Below are 16,567 nucleotides of genomic sequence, written 5' to 3' on the forward strand. Positions count from 1 at the left end.
TTTTTTCTGAATTTGGCTCCCCTTGCAAGACTTGAACTTGCGACATACGGATTAACAGTCCGCCGTTCTACCAACTGAACTAAAGGGGAATTGCTTGTTAGCGACGCGAATTCTAATAATTGTCCGAATTTCTGTCAATAAAAAATATCAGAAAAAAGTAAGATAAAAAACTTTACTTTCTTGAACACCTTATTGGATTTAGCTTTGCTTTAGTTATCCACCAAAATTGTGGATAAGTGTGTGTGTGAAACTTTAACAACAATCATTGGGATAAATCGAAAAATGTAAAAATTTTATCTAACTCAATGTATTTAAAAGATTTATATCAAAATATCGCGATTGTATAACTTTTGTAGATTATAAACCGAACAGTAAAACAAGCGGTATTTTTAGATTTTTTGGGGAAAAGTAGTGGATTAAAAATCGAGTAATTTAGCTGAAGAGATCTTGCAGGGGCACGGATAATACCAAGTTCTAAAAATAAAAGCTATAACTGATATCTGATCTTAAGATGCATTTCTCTAGATAATAGTTGCAACGACACTCCACCTAGAGTGACAATGACCTGATTAAAAAAACAGTATGGAAATGGCGACCTATGAGCAAACTCTTTGACTTGGTATCGGACTACAGCCCGTCCGGTGACCAGCCGACGGCGATAACCAAATTATTAGATGGACTAGATTCTGGTTTGGCACATCAAACTCTATTAGGGGTAACGGGCTCTGGTAAAACCTTTACCCTTGCCAACGTCATTTCCCAATCTCAAAGACCTGCGATCCTATTAGCGCCTAACAAGACATTGGCGGCTCAACTTTACGGTGAGATGAAATCTTTCTTTCCAAACAATGCCGTTGAGTATTTCGTTTCTTACTATGATTACTACCAACCTGAAGCCTACGTTCCAACCACGGACACGTTCATCGAGAAAGATGCGTCTGTGAACGCTCATATTGAACAGATGAGGCTCTCGGCAACCAAAGCCTTACTAGAACGAAAAGACGCCATCATTGTGGCTTCTGTGTCGGCGATCTACGGTCTTGGTGACCCTAAGTCGTATTTGAAGATGATGCTTCACTTGAGTCGTGGTGAGGTGATGGATCAGCGTGATATTTTGCGCCGTTTGGCTGAACTGCAATATTCAAGAAACGACGTCGCTTTTGAACGTGGTCAGTTTCGAGTTCGTGGTGAAGTGATCGATATCTTTCCGGCTGAATCTGACCAAGATGCGGTTCGAATTGAGATGTTCGATGACGAAGTCGATTGCATTAGTATCTTTGATCCACTGACTGGTGCGATTAAGCAAAGAGACTTACCGCGCTTTACCGTTTATCCAAAAACTCACTATGTAACCCCAAGAGAAAAAATCCTCGAGGCGATTGAGAACATCAAGGATGAATTGCGAGATCGTGCTCAATACTTAAAAGACAACAATAAGCTTCTCGAAGAGCAGCGTATTTCTCAAAGAACTCAGTTTGATATTGAAATGATGACTGAGCTTGGCTTCTGTTCCGGTATCGAAAACTATTCACGATACTTGAGCGGCCGTGCGGAAGGGGAAGCGCCTCCAACGTTATTTGATTACCTGCCTGAGGATGGTTTGCTGATCATCGATGAGTCACACGTGACTGTGCCGCAAATTGGTGCGATGTATAAAGGTGACCGTTCTCGTAAAGAAACCTTGGTCGAGTTTGGCTTTAGATTGCCTTCTGCATTGGATAACCGTCCAATGAAGTTTGAAGAATTTGAGTCTATAGCTCCACAAACGATTTTTGTGTCGGCAACGCCGGGTAATTACGAGATTGAAAAATCAGATGGCGAGATTGCTGATCAAGTGGTGCGTCCTACTGGCCTGTTAGACCCGATCATTGAAGTAAGACCGGTCGCGACTCAGGTGGATGACTTGTTGTCTGAAATCAGAATCCGTTCAGTGAAAGAAGAGCGCGTGTTGGTCACAACATTAACTAAGAGAATGGCGGAAGACTTAACCGAATACTTAAGTGAGCATGGCGTTAAAGTGCGTTACTTGCACTCTGATATCGATACCGTTGAGCGTGTCGAGATCATCCGAGACTTACGTTTGGGCGAGTTTGACGTGTTAGTGGGTATTAACTTACTTCGTGAAGGTTTGGATATGCCGGAAGTATCGTTGGTGGCGATTCTTGATGCAGACAAAGAGGGCTTCTTGCGTTCTGAGCGTTCTCTGATCCAAACCATTGGTCGTGCCGCGCGTAACCTCGAAGGTAAGGCGATCTTATATGGTGACTCGATTACTAAGTCGATGAGAAAAGCGATTGATGAAACCGATCGTCGTCGTGAGAAACAACAGGCCTACAACGAAGAGCAAGGTATTACACCACAAGCGCTGAAACGTAATATCAAAGATATTATGGAGCTGGGTGACATCACCAAGTCGAAACAGCAGCGTCAATCTAAGCAAGTTCCACTATCTAAGGTGGCTGAGCCATCTGAAAGTTATGCAGTGCTTACGCCACAGCAGCTTGATAAAGAGATCAGTAAGCTAGAAGCTGCGATGTATCAGCATGCTCAGAATCTGGAGTTTGAGTTGGCGGCGCAAAAGCGTGATGAGATTGAACAGATGAGAAAGCAATTCATTACCAACAGCTAGTCTCACTTCTTACTCAAGAAGTTCATACCCTCAAGATAAGAATTGAGAGTGGTTCAGACAAAAAAACAGCCAGTAGTAATTGTTCTACTGGCTTACGTTTGTGAACACTCGGTTCACTAACAACGTCAGTTGGCTAGGTGACCCGAAGGTCATTTATATTACTGCATCGTTCGTGCCAGATAGATAAAACATTGATTGTTTGAAGTAAGTAAAAAAATACATCACAAATATTGTGGCTAATTTGCATAATGCAAAGCGGAATGCGACTATAATAAGAAATGCAAATTATAAATGGCTAGGATATGCAATCAAAAACGTTAGATAACAAATCAAAGTATTTGTTGATGGTGGAGGATACGGCTTCAGTCGCAGCGTTATATCGCTCGTATCTTACACCGCTCGAAATTGATATCAACATTGTCGGCACTGGCCGCGATGCAATTGAGAGTTTGAATCATCGAATCCCTGACCTTATTTTATTAGATCTACGTCTGCCTGATATGACGGGTATGGATGTGCTCTTTGCTGTAAAACAAAAGTACCCTGAAGTGCCCGTTATCTTCATGACAGCGCACGGCTCTATCGATACCGCCGTAGAAGCAATGCGTCATGGTTCTCAAGATTTCCTTATCAAGCCATGTGAAGCCGACCGACTTCGTATTACGGTGAACAACGCAATCCGTAAGGCTACCAAGCTTAAGAACAGTTCGGAACATCCGGGAAACCAGAACTATCAAGGTTTTATTGGCAGTAGCCAAACTATGCAGCAGGTTTACCGAACTATCGATTCCGCCGCATCGAGTAAAGCGAGTATTTTCATTACCGGTGAAAGTGGTACGGGTAAAGAGGTATGTGCAGAAGCGATTCACGCGGCGAGTAAGCGTGGTGATAAGCCTTTCATCGCCATCAACTGTGCGGCAATTCCTAAAGACTTGATTGAAAGTGAGCTGTTTGGCCACGTAAAAGGTGCCTTTACTGGCGCGGCAACGGATCGCCAAGGTGCTGCTGAATTGGCTGACGGTGGAACACTGTTCCTCGATGAGTTGTGTGAGATGGACCTTGAACTGCAAACCAAGCTTCTGCGTTTTATTCAAACCGGTACTTTTCAAAAAGTCGGCTCTTCGAAGATGAAGAGTGTGGACGTTCGTTTTGTGTGTGCGACCAACCGTGACCCTTGGAAAGAAGTACAAGAAGGTCGCTTTAGAGAAGATTTATACTATCGTTTATACGTGATTCCGCTGCACTTGCCGCCATTACGTGAGCGTGGTGAAGATGTCATCGAGATTGCGTACTCGTTACTAGGCTATATGTCGGTAGAGGAAGGGAAGGCGTTTGTACGTTTTGCTCAAGAAGTACTTGATCGCTTTAATCAATATGAGTGGCCGGGTAACGTTCGTCAGCTACAAAACGTGTTGCGAAACGTGGTGGTTTTGAATAACGGTAAAGAGATTACTCTAAACATGCTTCCGCCCCCATTGAACCAACCGATTGAAAACAGCCTGCGATTGAAAGAAAAGCAGAATGAAGACATCACGGTAAAAGATATTTTCCCATTGTGGATCACTGAGAAAACGGCCATCGAACAGGCCATTAAAGCGTGTGATGGCAATATCCCCCGAGCAGCAGGCTTCTTAGATGTGAGTCCTTCGACCATATACCGTAAGTTGCAAACGTGGAATGCGAAGCAGTAATCACCAAACAATAAGAAAATAATAATGACGAAAGTATTAAATCAGCAAAAAGTTGATGAACTTGCCGGCGAAATAGGGCAAGAGAATGTCCCAGTATTACTGGAAATATTTTTAGGTGAATTGAAGGGATACCACGAGCACCTAGAGCTAAACAAAGATACCGATACGTCTAAGTATTTGGCCGATATCAGCCATGCGTTGAAGAGCAGTGCTGCGAGTTTTGGTGCCGATTCTTTGTGTAGTTTTGCTATTAGCTTAGACGCAAAAGTGAAGCAAGCATTGCCTGTGACAGATATTGATTTTCAAGATATGCAGGAACTTCTACTATCGACTTATACTGAATATCAGCAGTTGATGACTGATCTCTAAAGCGGTTAATCGCTAAATCTACAGGTAGAGATACAGAGACTAAAAAAGGAGCATGATGCTCCTTTTTTGTTTTTACTGGTTTCTGTGGTTTAGCCTAGGCTGCAAGCATTAAGCGAGTTGAGCCCGAATTGCTTGTTGAAGTTTTAAACGGTCATGTCGCCAATCTCGGTTAGGAGAGGCAAGGTCAGTGGTCACGCAGTTCCAAAGACCTTCAAGTTCAGGGTGCGGCGCATTGCCCAGCACAACATCAATTTTTCTCGCTTTGCAGGTACGTTCACACCATTCAAGCTGTTCTTGAAGCGTCATTTTTCCTGCAGGACCGTGTTCTGGAGATAGGTTTTCAATGAAGATAACCTTAGCCTTGGTGTTCTCAGCGATGGCTTTCCCAATCTCTGGAAGGAGAAGAGGGGGCATCACACTGGTCAGGAAGCTGCCAGGGCCAAGAACGATACAGTCGGCTTGTTCGACGGCTGCAACGGCTTCTTTGGTTGCGGGCACTTCTGGAGACAGATCCATCATGCGCAGTTTTTCTGTCATGTCATCAACGTTGGTTTCGCCGGTTACCCAACGTCCGTCCATTGATAGGGCTGTGAGGTCAGAAGGGTGCTCGGTCATCGGCACGATATTGACGTCGACCTTGAGCATATTTCGAATTAGGTTAATCGCTTCTAGTGGGCGAACCGAGAGGTTGTCTAATGCTGTGAGCATCAGGTTACCCAAGTTATGACCGTCGAGTTCACCTTGGCCGCGAAAGCGGTATTCAAACATCATCGAGCTGATTGAAGGTTCAGTGATCAATTGGTTGATACAGTTACGAGTATCTCCCCAAGCGATACCACCTTGGCAGTCTCTAATTCGTCCGGTTGAGCCGCCATTATCCGTTGTTGCAACAATGCCAGTTGCGTTGTTACCAAAGTCTTTTAGTGCAGCAAGCATACGACCTAAGCCATGGCCTCCACCGATTGCTACGACCTTCTTTGAAGCGTAAATATTCATTTTTTGTTCTTGTTAGGTTATTACCAACTATAATTTAGGTTAAATGCTTCTCGCTATATACTCAACAAGAGTTATTTTGAGCGTTTGATACGTTTTTTTTGCCGATGTGACCCGTTTTTTACCATCAGAGCTAGATTCACGTACAAATATTAAGTATTTTATTACTCAGCTACTGCACGTATGAATATGACGTGCGGTTGCCATAACTCCGAGCTCTCGCATGCTAAGTCGCACAGTGGTATTTGCTGTACCGATACGCATCAAGAGCCAGTGACATGTTGTCACAAGGGCTTAATTGGAAATGATTATGCCTCCCGTGTTTGGAAAGGTGTTCCGTGGCGCAACAATTCGAAGATAGATTCCATCGCAAGTTTTATTACTTGCGCTTGTCGGTTACAGACGTCTGTAACTTTAAATGTACTTACTGCTTGCCGGATGGTTACAAACCGTCAGGGCAAAAAAACTCGTCTTTTTTAAGTGTTCCCGAGATCAAACGCGTTGTAAAAGCGTTTGCAGATTGTGGTACCTCAAAGATCCGCATTACAGGCGGAGAGCCGAGTCTGCGTAAAGACTTTCCTGAAATCATACATACCGTTGCTTCTACTCCAGGCATCGAAAAAGTAGCCACGACAACGAATGGCTACCGCATGGAGAAACAAGTAGGGCAATGGCGTGATGCTGGTTTAACCCATATAAACGTTAGCGTGGATAGTTTAGATTCACGTATGTTCCATCAGATCACTGGTGAGAATAAGTTTACTGAGGTTATGCGAGGCATTGATAAAGCGTTTGAGGTTGGCTATGAACAAGTCAAAGTCAACGTTGTATTGATGAAAGACCTCAACAGTCAGGAATTACCAGCCTTCCTTAATTGGATCAAAGACAAACCTATTCAATTACGTTTTATCGAGCTGATGAAAACCGGCGAGATGGACGAGTTGTTCGATAAACATCATGTGTCTGGCGTTGCGATTCGCAATCAGCTTATTGCTAACGGTTGGCTGTTAAAAGTCAAAGCGGTTAACGATGGTCCAGCACAAGTGTTTGTCCACCCAGACTACAAGGGTGAAATTGGTTTGATCATGCCTTACGAGAAAGACTTCTGTGAGAGTTGTAACCGACTGCGTGTTTCTGCGACTGGTAAACTTCACCTATGTCTGTTTGGCGACCACGGTGTTGAACTGCGAGATCTGATTCAAGAAGATCAACAAGAGCAAGAGCTCATTGATCGAATTCAGGCTCAGCTTCAAACCAAGTCTGTTAGCCACTTCTTACATGATGGCAACAGCGGCATGACTCCAAACTTGGCGTCAATCGGCGGTTAACCCGCTATATACTCTAAAGCATTTTATCGCTCAGCTTCTTTAGGCTGGGCGAATCAGTCTAGGGCGTGTTGCTCTTTCGAGCTGATTTTTGCAGCGAGTTGCTGGGTATTTATACAAGGCAGAGGCTTTGATGTGTAGCTAGCCTACATGAGAAGCCGATAACGTAGTAGAAATGACCAGCAAACGCTGCCCGAAGGGTTCGGCTAAAAGCGTTTTACTCTTTGTTGAGGGAGATTTGCTTAGAATGACTAGGCTACTTCCCCCTCGCCGCGATTAAAACGCTTTTATCTCGAACAAAATTTAATCACGAAAGGTCAACACGCCCTCACAATTGAAAAATTTATATAGGTGAACAAATGGGTCACGCAGAAAGCAAATTCCAAGCAGCAAACATCGCAGTACTAACCGTTTCAGATACTCGTACAGAAGAAAATGACACGTCCGGTGGTTACCTAGCTGAGCATGCTAAAGAAGCAGGCCACAACGTGGTTGATAAGCAAATTGTTATCGATGACATGTACAAGATCCGTGCGATCGTATCCAAGTGGATCGCTGATGAAAGCGTACAAGCGATCATGATCACTGGCGGTACTGGTTTTACTTCTCGTGACAGCACGCCTGAAGCGCTTAAGCCACTATTTGACAAAGAAGTAGAAGGCTTCGGTGAGCTATTCCGTCAAGTATCTTATGAAGAGATCGGTACATCGACAATTCAATCTCGTGCGATTGCGGGCTTTGCTAACCACACAGTTATCTTTGCGATGCCAGGTTCTACAGGTGCTTGTCGCACAGGTTGGACTAAGATCATCAAGCAACAAATGGATGCTAGTCACCGCCCTTGTAACTTCATGCCACACCTTTCTGTATAAGGCGGTTTGAGTATGAGCCAATTTACACACATTAACGCGTCTGGCGAAGCAAACATGGTCGATGTATCGGCAAAAGCTGAGACAGTACGTGAAGCGAGAGCGGAAGCTTTCGTAAAAATGTCTGCTGAAACGCTAGAGCTGATTGTTTCTGGTAGCCACCATAAAGGCGATGTTTTCGCAACGGCACGCATTGCGGGTATTCAAGCGGCTAAGAAGACGTGGGATCTGATTCCACTGTGTCACCCTCTGCTATTAACCAAAGTAGAAGTGCAGCTTGAAGCTATCGAGTCTGAAAACAAGGTTCGCATCGAATCTGTTTGTAAGCTTGCGGGTAAGACAGGCGTAGAAATGGAAGCGCTAACGGCTGCTTCTGTTGCTGCGTTAACGATTTACGATATGTGTAAAGCTGTTCAGAAAGATATTGTTATCGAGAATGTACGTCTGTTAGAGAAGACGGGTGGTAAGTCTGGTCACTTTAAGGTGGAATCATGATTACAGTTCTTTTCTTTGCTCAAACTCGTGAACTTGTTGGTGTGGACAGCGTTGAAGTTGATGCACAGTTCAAGACGATTGCAGCGATTCGCAGCCACCTTGTAACACAAGAAGGCAAATGGGATATCGCATTGGAAGAGGGCAAGCTTTTGGCTGCGCTTAACCAATCAATCGTACCTTTGACGACTGAAGTGAAAGACGGCGATGAAGTGGCTTTCTTCCCACCAGTGACTGGAGGCTAGTCATGAATGATTCTCGAGTTATAGATCTAAGAGTAGTAGTTACTGCAGAAGACTTTTCTGTGGGTGACGAATACGATTATCTAGCTCAAGGCACAGCTGCAGGAGCGGTAGTGACGTTTGTTGGTAAAGTTCGCGACATGAACCTTGGCGACAACGTGATTGGTTTGTCTCTAGAGCACTATCCGGGTATGACAGAGAAGTCGCTGAGCGAGATCTGTGATCAAGCTGAAGCGCGCTGGCCTATTCAGAAGATGCGAGTGATTCATCGCGTTGGTGACCTAGATATCGGTGACCAGATTGTTTACGTTGGTGTATCAAGTGCACATCGTGGCGCTGCCTTCGAAGCGTGTGAGTTTGTTATGGACTTTCTGAAAACCAAAGCGCCGTTTTGGAAAAAAGAACGTACCACTGAAACAACTCGTTGGGTTGATTCTCGCGATTCAGATACCAAAGCTGCGGAGCGTTGGGAGAAATAATTCTCGCAATATGATGTTGCTTCAAAAATTTGTTCTGTTGATTGAGACAGTAAAAAGCCGACTATTAAGGTCGGCTTTTTTGTGCGTGCTATAAAGCTATTTATAAATGAGTGGTGTATTAATAAATGATTACTCATTCAGGTTGCATATAAATTCGATACGTGATTTTGTCTGTCTTGGTGCATTTCTAAATCTGTTTTGGTGCAGTGCATTATGCTGTTTTGTATAAAGTGATAACCCTCACAAATAGTGGAGTCGATTTAGGGGATATGTGATGTGCAATTAGATTTCATGTGGCATTAATGTTAATTTGCCGACAGTGTTCTAGCATAAGATGCTAAAAAAAAGTATCAATACAGATACATCAACACTAAAGGCTGTTTTTTAATTAATCCCTATGTGTAACTAACTATTCATAAGGTTTTTATTAGAGATTTACACTATTACCTTGAGTAATTCGGAGAATTATCCGATTTTTTGCGACTTGTTTATGGCAAATTACTTCAATGGTTGATAGTGTGTGCCTCAATCTTTGTAAGGTTTTAGATTTTTGTGCTTAAATTTTGAGCTAAATAAATCTAAATCACTGCCGTTCAGTGAACCAAGCAAAGAAGTCATGGATGCAATACATAAAACTTGGAGTTTATTAAATGTACAAGAATAAAATCACTCAGGCCCTTCTTCTAGGTGCTGGTTTGGCAGTGGCTGCCTCTTCTACTCTTTCTATCGCTGCTGAAGTTCCAGCAGGCACAGAACTAGCAAAAGTTCAGGAACTTGTTCGTGGTAACGGTACTGAAGTTGCGACTATCGACCCACACAAATCTCAAGGTGTACCAGAATCTCACGTAATTCGTGATCTTCTAGAAGGTCTAGTGAACCAAGATGGCGACGGTAATACTATCCCTGGTGTTGCTGAAAGCTGGGAAACGACAGACAACAAAACATTCACTTTCCACCTACGTAAAGACGCAAAATGGTCTAACGGCGATCCTGTAACAGCTGAAGATTTCGTTTACAGCTGGCAACGTGCAGTTGATCCTGCAACGGCTTCTCCATACGCTTGGTACATGGAATATACCAAGATGGCGAATGCGAAGGACATCGTAGCGGGTAAGAAAGACAAGAGTGAGCTAGGCGTTAAAGCTGTAGATGCAAACACGCTTGTTGTTGAATTAGAAGCAGCGGTACCATACTTCGTAATGATGATGGGCCACACAACAATGAAGCCAGTACACAAGGCTACTGTTGAAGAATTCGGTGATCAATGGACTAAGCCTGACCACTTCGTTGGTAACGGTGCATTCTCTGTTGATAAATGGGTTGTTAACGAGCGTTTAGTTCTAAAGCGTAACGACCAATATTGGAACAACGATAAGACGGTTCTAAATAAAGTAACCTTCCTACCAATCGAAAATCAAGTAGCGGAAATGAACCGCTTCCTATCTGGCGAAATCGATTTCACAAACGAACTTCCAACTGAGCACTTCAAGCGTCTTCAAAAAGAGTACGCGGAAGATGTATCTGTAGCGGGTAACCTATGTACTTACTACTACATCTTCAACACGAAGAAAGCACCATTTGATGATGTTCGTGTTCGTCAGGCAATCTCTTACGCGATCGACCGTGATATCGTAACAGGTGCTATCCTAGCGCAAGGTCAAAAACCTGCGTATTTCCTAACGCCTGAAATCACAGCTGGCTTCGATCCTGAGCTGCCTGCTTACGGCAAGATGTCTCAGAAAGAGCGTAACGCAGAAGCGGAACGTCTTCTTGAAGAAGCGGGTTACGGAAAAGATAACCCACTTAAATTCAACCTACTTTACAACACTTCAGAGAACCACAAGAAGATTGCTGTAGCGCTAGGTTCTATGTGGAAGAAAACACTGGGTCTTTCTGTAACACTTGAGAACCAAGAGTGGAAAACGTACCTATCTTCTAAAGATTCTGGTGACTTCGAAGTAGCACGTGCTGGTTGGTGTGGTGACTACAACGAAGCGTCTTCGTTCCTAACGCTAATGAAGAGTAACAACACTACCGGTGGTGTTCACTACGACAGCGCGGCTTACGACCAAATCATCGATAAAGCACTTAACTCAACTTCAGAAGAAGAGCGTAAAGCACTTTACCTAGAAGCTGAGGCGCTAATGGCAAACGACATGCCAATCGCTCCTATCTACCAATACGTTAAATCTCGTCTACTTAACCCGCATGTTGGTGGTTTCCCAATCAACAACGCGGAAGATAAGATCTTCTCGAAAGACCTATACATCAAAGCTCAATAATAAGCTTCGATTCTAAAAAGTTAATATAACTATAACGATACAGACACTACATGCGCAGGGCGCGCATGTAGCGTCTTTCTAATTTTAATTGTCACAGACTGAAAGAGTGAGTTTATGCTTAAATTCATTATGAAAAGGATATTTGAAGCGATTCCAACCATGTTGGTGTTGATCACTATATCTTTCTTTCTCATGCGTTTCGCACCGGGTAACCCGTTTTCAAGCGAGCGTCCATTACCGCCAGAAGTTATGGCTAACATCGAAGCTAAATACGGCTTAGATAAACCAGTATTTGAACAATACACCACGTATTTGACAAATATCTTACAAGGTGACTTCGGTCCCTCTTTTAAATACCAAGATTACACAGTAAATGAGCTGATCGCGGTTGCACTTCCAGTATCTGCGAAGGTAGGTTTCGTTGCCTTTATCTTCACACTATTGATGGGGGTCACCGTCGGGACGATTGCTGCCTTGAAGCACAATACCTGGGTCGACTACACCATAATGTCGACCGCCATGCTCGGGGTGGTGATGCCATCCTTCGTGTTGGCACCGGCGCTTATTTACCTTTTCTCCCTGCACTGGAACATATTCCCAGCAGGTGGTTGGCATGGCGGTACATTCATGTACATCGTGCTGCCTGTTATCGCGATGTCTCTTCTTTACGTAGCAACCTTTGCTCGTATTACTCGCGGTAGCATGATTGAAACGCTAAACAGTAACTTTATCCGAACTGCACGTGCAAAAGGCCTAAGCTACCGTTACATCATTCTAAAACATGCACTTAAGCCAGCAATGCTACCTGTTGTTTCTTACATGGGCCCTGCGTTCGTAGGTATCATCACAGGTTCAGTTGTTGTTGAAACCATCTTCGGCCTACCAGGTATCGGTAAGCTGTTTGTTAACGCCGCGTTTAACCGTGACTACTCGCTAGTAATGGGTGTAACCATCTTGATTGGTTTCCTATTCATCTTGTTCAACGCAATCGTTGATATTTTGCTAGCGCTGATTGACCCGAAAATTCGCTACTAACAGGGACTGGTTATGTTGAAGAAAAAAGAAAATTTAGAAGCGATCGAAAAGTTCTCTGAGAGTTTAGAGATTGAAGGTCGTAGTTTGTGGCAGGATGCTCGCATTCGTTTTATGCGTAACAAAGCTGCGATGGTCAGCCTGTTCATCCTTACTATTATGGTACTGGCGGTTATCTTCTTACCGATGCTAGCTCAGTATACTTATGATGATACTGACTGGTACGCAATGCACGTGGGTCCTAATGCGGATCACTGGTTTGGTACTGATAGCTTAGGCCGTGACTTGTACGTTCGTACGCTTATCGGTGGCCGTATCTCACTGATGGTTGGTGTGATGGGTGCATTCGTAGCGGTACTGATTGGTACGCTTTACGGTGCCGCTTCTGGCTTCATCGGTGGTCGTACTGACCGAGTGATGATGCGTATCCTAGAGATCTTGTACGCGGTTCCATTCATGTTCCTAGTTATCGTTCTAGTAACATTCTTTGGTCGTAACATCATCCTAATCTTCGTTGCTATTGGTGCGATTGCTTGGCTAGATATGGCGCGTATTGTACGTGGTCAAACGCTGAGCTTACGTAGTAAAGAGTTCATTGAAGCAGCACACGTATGTGGTGTGAGTAAATGGAAGATCATTACACGTCACATCGTACCTAACGTACTGGGTATCGTAGCGGTTTACTCTACGCTGCTTATTCCAAGCATGATCCTTACAGAATCATTCTTATCTTTCCTTGGTCTTGGTGTTCAAGAGCCTATGACAAGCTGGGGCGCATTGCTTCAAGAAGGTTCGCAAACAATGGAAGTTGCAATCTGGCAACTGACGTTCCCTGCGGCATTCATGGTAGTTACGCTGTTCTGCTTTAACTACGTAGGCGATGGTCTGCGCGACGCGCTTGATCCAAAAGACAGATAAAGAAATAGCAATTAAAAGCTATAAAAGATTAAGGAAGCAATAATGAGCTTATTAGATGTCAAAGATCTGCGCGTCGAATTTACCACGCAAGATGGTATCGTAACCGCAGTAAACGATCTGAACTTCTCACTCAACCAAGGCGAAACGCTGGGTATCGTGGGTGAGTCAGGTTCAGGTAAATCACAAACTGTATTCTCTATCATGGGTCTGCTGGCTAAGAACGGCATCATCTCGGGTAGCGCGAAGTTTGAAGGTAAAGAGATTCTTAACCTTCCAGAGAAAGAACTGAACAAAGTTCGTGCTGAACAGATCGCGATGATCTTCCAAGATCCGATGACATCACTGAACCCTTACATGAAAGTAAGTGATCAGCTGATGGAAGTACTTATGCTGCACAAAGGCATGGGTAAAGCAGAGGCGTTTGAAGAATCAGTACGCATGCTTGAAGCGGTGAAAATCCCTGAAGCACGCAAGCGTATCACCATGTACCCACACGAGTTTTCAGGTGGTATGCGTCAGCGTGTGATGATCGCAATGGCACTATTGTGTCGTCCTAAACTGCTTATCGCTGATGAACCAACAACCGCTTTGGATGTAACTATTCAAGCGCAAATCATGGAATTGCTGAACGAATTGAAAGATGAGTTCAACACGGCAATCATCATGATCACCCACGATTTGGGTGTAGTTGCAGGTTCATGTGACAAGGTACTTGTGATGTACGCTGGTCGTACAATGGAGTACGGCACGGTTGATGAAATCTTTTACGAGCCAAGCCACCCATACGCAGAAGGCCTACTGAAAGCGATTCCTCGTTTGGATACAGAAGGTGAAATTCTACCGACGATTCCAGGTAATCCACCAAACTTACTTCGCCTGCCAACAGGCTGCCCTTACCAAGACCGTTGTCACCGTGTAATGGACCGTTGTAAGCAAGAAGCACCTATTTTGACGCCATTTGGTAATGACCGTCAGCGTGCTTGTTTTTCTGACTGGGAGACTTGGACAAAATGAGTGTAGATAAGCAGTTATTATTAGATATTAAAGACCTGAAAGTTCACTTTAGCATCGCAGCTAAATCAGCGTGGCCTTGGGCAAAACCGTCAAACCTGAAAGCTGTTGATGGCGTTGATATTCACCTTTACGAAGGGGAGACGCTGGGTGTAGTAGGTGAGTCTGGTTGTGGTAAATCGACATTTGCTCGCGCAATCATTGGTTTGGTTGAAGCGACAGACGGCGAAGTCATGTGGTTAGGTCAAGACCTAACTAAAATGCAGGAAGTACAGCGTCGTGAAACTCGTAAAGAGATTCAGATGATCTTCCAAGACCCACTAGCATCGCTTAACCCGCGTATGTCTGTTGGTGACATCATTGCTGAGCCTCTAGAGACTTTTTACCCAGAACTTTCTAAACAGGAAGTGAAGGACCGAGTTAAAGAGATGATGGCAAAGGTTGGTCTACTACCAAACGTAATCAACCGTTACCCGCATGAGTTCTCAGGCGGTCAGTGTCAGCGTATCGGTATCGCACGTGCACTTATCTTAAAGCCTAAAATGATCATCTGTGACGAACCTGTTTCGGCATTGGATGTATCTATCCAAGCTCAAGTAGTTAACCTTCTGAAGGAGCTACAAAAAGAGTTAGGTTTGTCTTTGGTATTCATCGCACACGATTTGTCGGTTGTTAAACACATTTCTGACCGCGTGTTGGTGATGTACTTAGGCAACGCGGTAGAACTTGGCGAGTCAGATGCCTTGTTCTCTGATCCTAAGCACCCGTACACCAAAGCGTTGATGTCTGCAGTTCCAATTCCAGATCCTCGCTTAGAGCGCAGCAAAACCATTCAGATGTTGGAAGGTGATCTACCATCACCAATAAATCCGCCATCAGGTTGTGTGTTCCGTACTCGTTGCCCACAAGCAACAGAGGCGTGTGCGCAAACTAAGCCAACGATTCAAGGCGATGACGTTCACGCAGTATCTTGCTTGCACGTACAAGTCTAGAGCCTATTTAAAACGGTTCAGCCTGTGACAGGCTTAAGCGCGACTAGTTATTAGAGTCGCGCTTTTTTTGTCTTAGGCTTATTGGTCCGCTCAACAAGCTTCATCAAAATATTCGAACAACTAAGCCAACTTCTTCTAGTTTTGAAAAAGTTGGCTTTTTTTATACTAGAGAAAAGTAAGCATCACAGAGGTTTGGATATGGGCAAGTTAGTTGAAGGTGTTTGGCACGATGTGTGGTACGACACCAAAGAAAGCGGTGGTAAGTTCGTTCGTGAAGATGCGGGCTTTCGCAACTGGGTTGAAAATAAAGCCGGAGCGCAATTTGAGCCAGAAAGTGGTCGTTACCACCTATACGTATCGTTAGCTTGTCCGTGGGCGCATCGCACGCTGATCTTCCGTGAACTGAAAGACCTAACCGATCATATTGATGTGACGGTGGTTTGCCCTGACATGATGAGTGAAGGTTGGCAAATGGGCTTGCCTGAGCCTCTGTTCGGTCACACTCGAATGCACCAAATCTACACCCAAGCCAAACCGGACTATTCAGGTCGAGTCACGGTTCCTGTTTTATGGGATAAGAAAACCAATACCATTGTGAGCAACGAGTCGTCTGAAATCATCCGCATGTTCAACTCAGAGTTTAATGAGCTAACGGGCAACACTGATGATTACTACCCATGGGAATTGGCGAGCAAGATTGATGAATGGAACGACTACGTCTATCCGAACATCAATAACGGCGTTTATCGTACCGGCTTTGCGACCACACAAGAGGCCTACGAAGAAGCGTATGACGCGTTATTTGAAGCGTTAGACAAAGTGGATGCCCATCTTAGCGAACACCGTTATCTGGCGGGTAACGAGATTACAGAAGCGGATTGGCGGTTGTTTACGACTTTGGTTAGATTCGATGCTGTGTATGTGGGTCACTTCAAGTGTAACAAGCAGCGAATTGCGGACTATGCAAATATCCAGGGTTACCTAAAAGAGTTGTATCAGATCGAAGGTATTAAAGAGACGACCGATTTTTACCATATCAAGCGTCACTATTACTATAGCCACACAGGTATTAATCCTACTCAAGTTGTACCCAAAGGACCGGAGTTAGACCTTGAATCAGCGCACGGTCGAGAAAAATTGGGCTAATTTCCCGATGACCAAACCGCCGTAAATCAAAAAAAACAAATCTGTCAGACATAAAAAAACCCTAGATAAAAATCTAGGGTTTTTGCTTTCTACAAAA

The 16,567-nt window shown here is 44.2% G+C and carries 15 protein-coding genes, 1 tRNA gene and 1 riboswitch; of the genes, 14 read left to right on the forward strand and 2 right to left on the reverse strand.

Going from position 1 to position 16,567, the window contains the following annotated elements; genetic code table 11:
• Positions 1–13: 13 nt before the first annotated feature.
• Positions 14–89 (reverse strand) — tRNA-Asn (locus BCV39_RS21270).
• 509 nt (positions 90–598) lie between these two features.
• Here BCV39_RS21270 and uvrB point away from each other — a divergent pair.
• The 3 genes from uvrB to luxU all read left to right on the forward strand — a co-directional run bounded on the left by uvrB (position 599) and on the right by luxU (position 4,689).
• Positions 599–2,629, forward strand: a complete 2,031-nt coding sequence (uvrB, locus tag BCV39_RS21275) for an excinuclease ABC subunit UvrB (protein ID WP_055319718.1) — start codon at positions 599–601, stop codon at positions 2,627–2,629.
• Positions 2,630–2,931: 302 nt separating this feature from the next.
• Positions 2,932–4,320, forward strand: coding sequence for a quorum-sensing sigma-54 dependent transcriptional regulator LuxO (gene luxO, locus BCV39_RS21280; RefSeq protein WP_004734031.1), 1,389 nt, complete (start codon positions 2,932–2,934; stop codon positions 4,318–4,320).
• A 24-nt stretch (positions 4,321–4,344) separates the two neighbouring features.
• On the forward strand, positions 4,345–4,689 hold the full coding sequence (gene luxU / locus BCV39_RS21285; RefSeq protein WP_102433499.1) for a quorum-sensing phosphorelay protein LuxU: 345 nt from the start codon (positions 4,345–4,347) through the stop codon (positions 4,687–4,689).
• 108 nt (positions 4,690–4,797) lie between these two features.
• On the opposite strand, the gene BCV39_RS21290 is transcribed toward luxU, so the two are convergent.
• Positions 4,798–5,685: a YvcK family protein gene (locus tag BCV39_RS21290; protein WP_102433498.1), complete on the reverse strand. Its 888-nt coding sequence runs from the start codon at positions 5,683–5,685 to the stop codon at positions 4,798–4,800.
• A gap of 194 nt (positions 5,686–5,879) precedes the next feature.
• A riboswitch (molybdenum cofactor riboswitch) is annotated at positions 5,880–6,032 on the forward strand.
• Between BCV39_RS21290 and moaA the strand changes: the two genes are divergently transcribed.
• From moaA to BCV39_RS21350, 11 genes are all read left to right on the forward strand, one after another.
• Complete coding sequence (gene moaA, locus BCV39_RS21295; RefSeq protein WP_017632500.1) at positions 6,021–7,010, forward strand: GTP 3',8-cyclase MoaA; 990 nt, start codon at positions 6,021–6,023, stop codon at positions 7,008–7,010. Its footprint overlaps the riboswitch before it by 12 nt.
• A gap of 356 nt (positions 7,011–7,366) precedes the next feature.
• Positions 7,367–7,879, forward strand: a complete 513-nt coding sequence (gene moaB, locus BCV39_RS21305; RefSeq protein ID WP_004734027.1) for a molybdenum cofactor biosynthesis protein B — start codon at positions 7,367–7,369, stop codon at positions 7,877–7,879.
• Positions 7,880–7,891: 12 nt separating this feature from the next.
• Positions 7,892–8,371, forward strand: a complete 480-nt coding sequence (moaC, locus tag BCV39_RS21310; protein ID WP_017093480.1) for a cyclic pyranopterin monophosphate synthase MoaC — start codon at positions 7,892–7,894, stop codon at positions 8,369–8,371.
• Complete coding sequence (gene moaD, locus BCV39_RS21315) at positions 8,368–8,613, forward strand: molybdopterin synthase sulfur carrier subunit (RefSeq protein WP_048662065.1); 246 nt, start codon at positions 8,368–8,370, stop codon at positions 8,611–8,613. The genes moaC and moaD overlap by 4 nt, the downstream gene beginning before the upstream one ends.
• Before the next feature lie 2 nt (positions 8,614–8,615).
• A complete protein-coding gene (gene moaE / locus BCV39_RS21320; protein ID WP_102433497.1) occupies positions 8,616–9,089 on the forward strand; it encodes a molybdopterin synthase catalytic subunit MoaE in 474 nt (157 codons plus the stop codon).
• A 650-nt stretch (positions 9,090–9,739) separates the two neighbouring features.
• On the forward strand, positions 9,740–11,371 hold the full coding sequence (locus BCV39_RS21325) for an ABC transporter substrate-binding protein (RefSeq protein ID WP_102433496.1): 1,632 nt from the start codon (positions 9,740–9,742) through the stop codon (positions 11,369–11,371).
• 114 nt (positions 11,372–11,485) lie between these two features.
• The gene (oppB, locus tag BCV39_RS21330; RefSeq protein ID WP_017062174.1) at positions 11,486–12,406 is read left to right on the forward strand and encodes an oligopeptide ABC transporter permease OppB; all 921 of its coding nucleotides are present in this window, start codon (positions 11,486–11,488) and stop codon (positions 12,404–12,406) included.
• A 12-nt stretch (positions 12,407–12,418) separates the two neighbouring features.
• Positions 12,419–13,321: an oligopeptide ABC transporter permease OppC gene (gene oppC, locus BCV39_RS21335; protein WP_048662067.1), complete on the forward strand. Its 903-nt coding sequence runs from the start codon at positions 12,419–12,421 to the stop codon at positions 13,319–13,321.
• A 42-nt stretch (positions 13,322–13,363) separates the two neighbouring features.
• The gene (locus BCV39_RS21340; RefSeq protein ID WP_048659733.1) at positions 13,364–14,335 is read left to right on the forward strand and encodes an ABC transporter ATP-binding protein; all 972 of its coding nucleotides are present in this window, start codon (positions 13,364–13,366) and stop codon (positions 14,333–14,335) included.
• A complete protein-coding gene (gene oppF / locus BCV39_RS21345; RefSeq protein WP_017632507.1) occupies positions 14,332–15,324 on the forward strand; it encodes a murein tripeptide/oligopeptide ABC transporter ATP binding protein OppF in 993 nt (330 codons plus the stop codon). The genes BCV39_RS21340 and oppF overlap by 4 nt, the downstream gene beginning before the upstream one ends.
• Positions 15,325–15,522: 198 nt before the next feature.
• The gene (locus BCV39_RS21350; protein ID WP_102433495.1) at positions 15,523–16,470 is read left to right on the forward strand and encodes a glutathione S-transferase family protein; all 948 of its coding nucleotides are present in this window, start codon (positions 15,523–15,525) and stop codon (positions 16,468–16,470) included.
• Positions 16,471–16,567: the final 97 nt, after the last annotated feature.

Origin of the sequence: Vibrio sp. 10N.286.55.E10 (genome assembly GCF_002872555.1) — a bacterium.
In the GTDB taxonomy this organism is placed as follows: Bacteria; Pseudomonadota; Gammaproteobacteria; order Enterobacterales; family Vibrionaceae; genus Vibrio; species Vibrio crassostreae.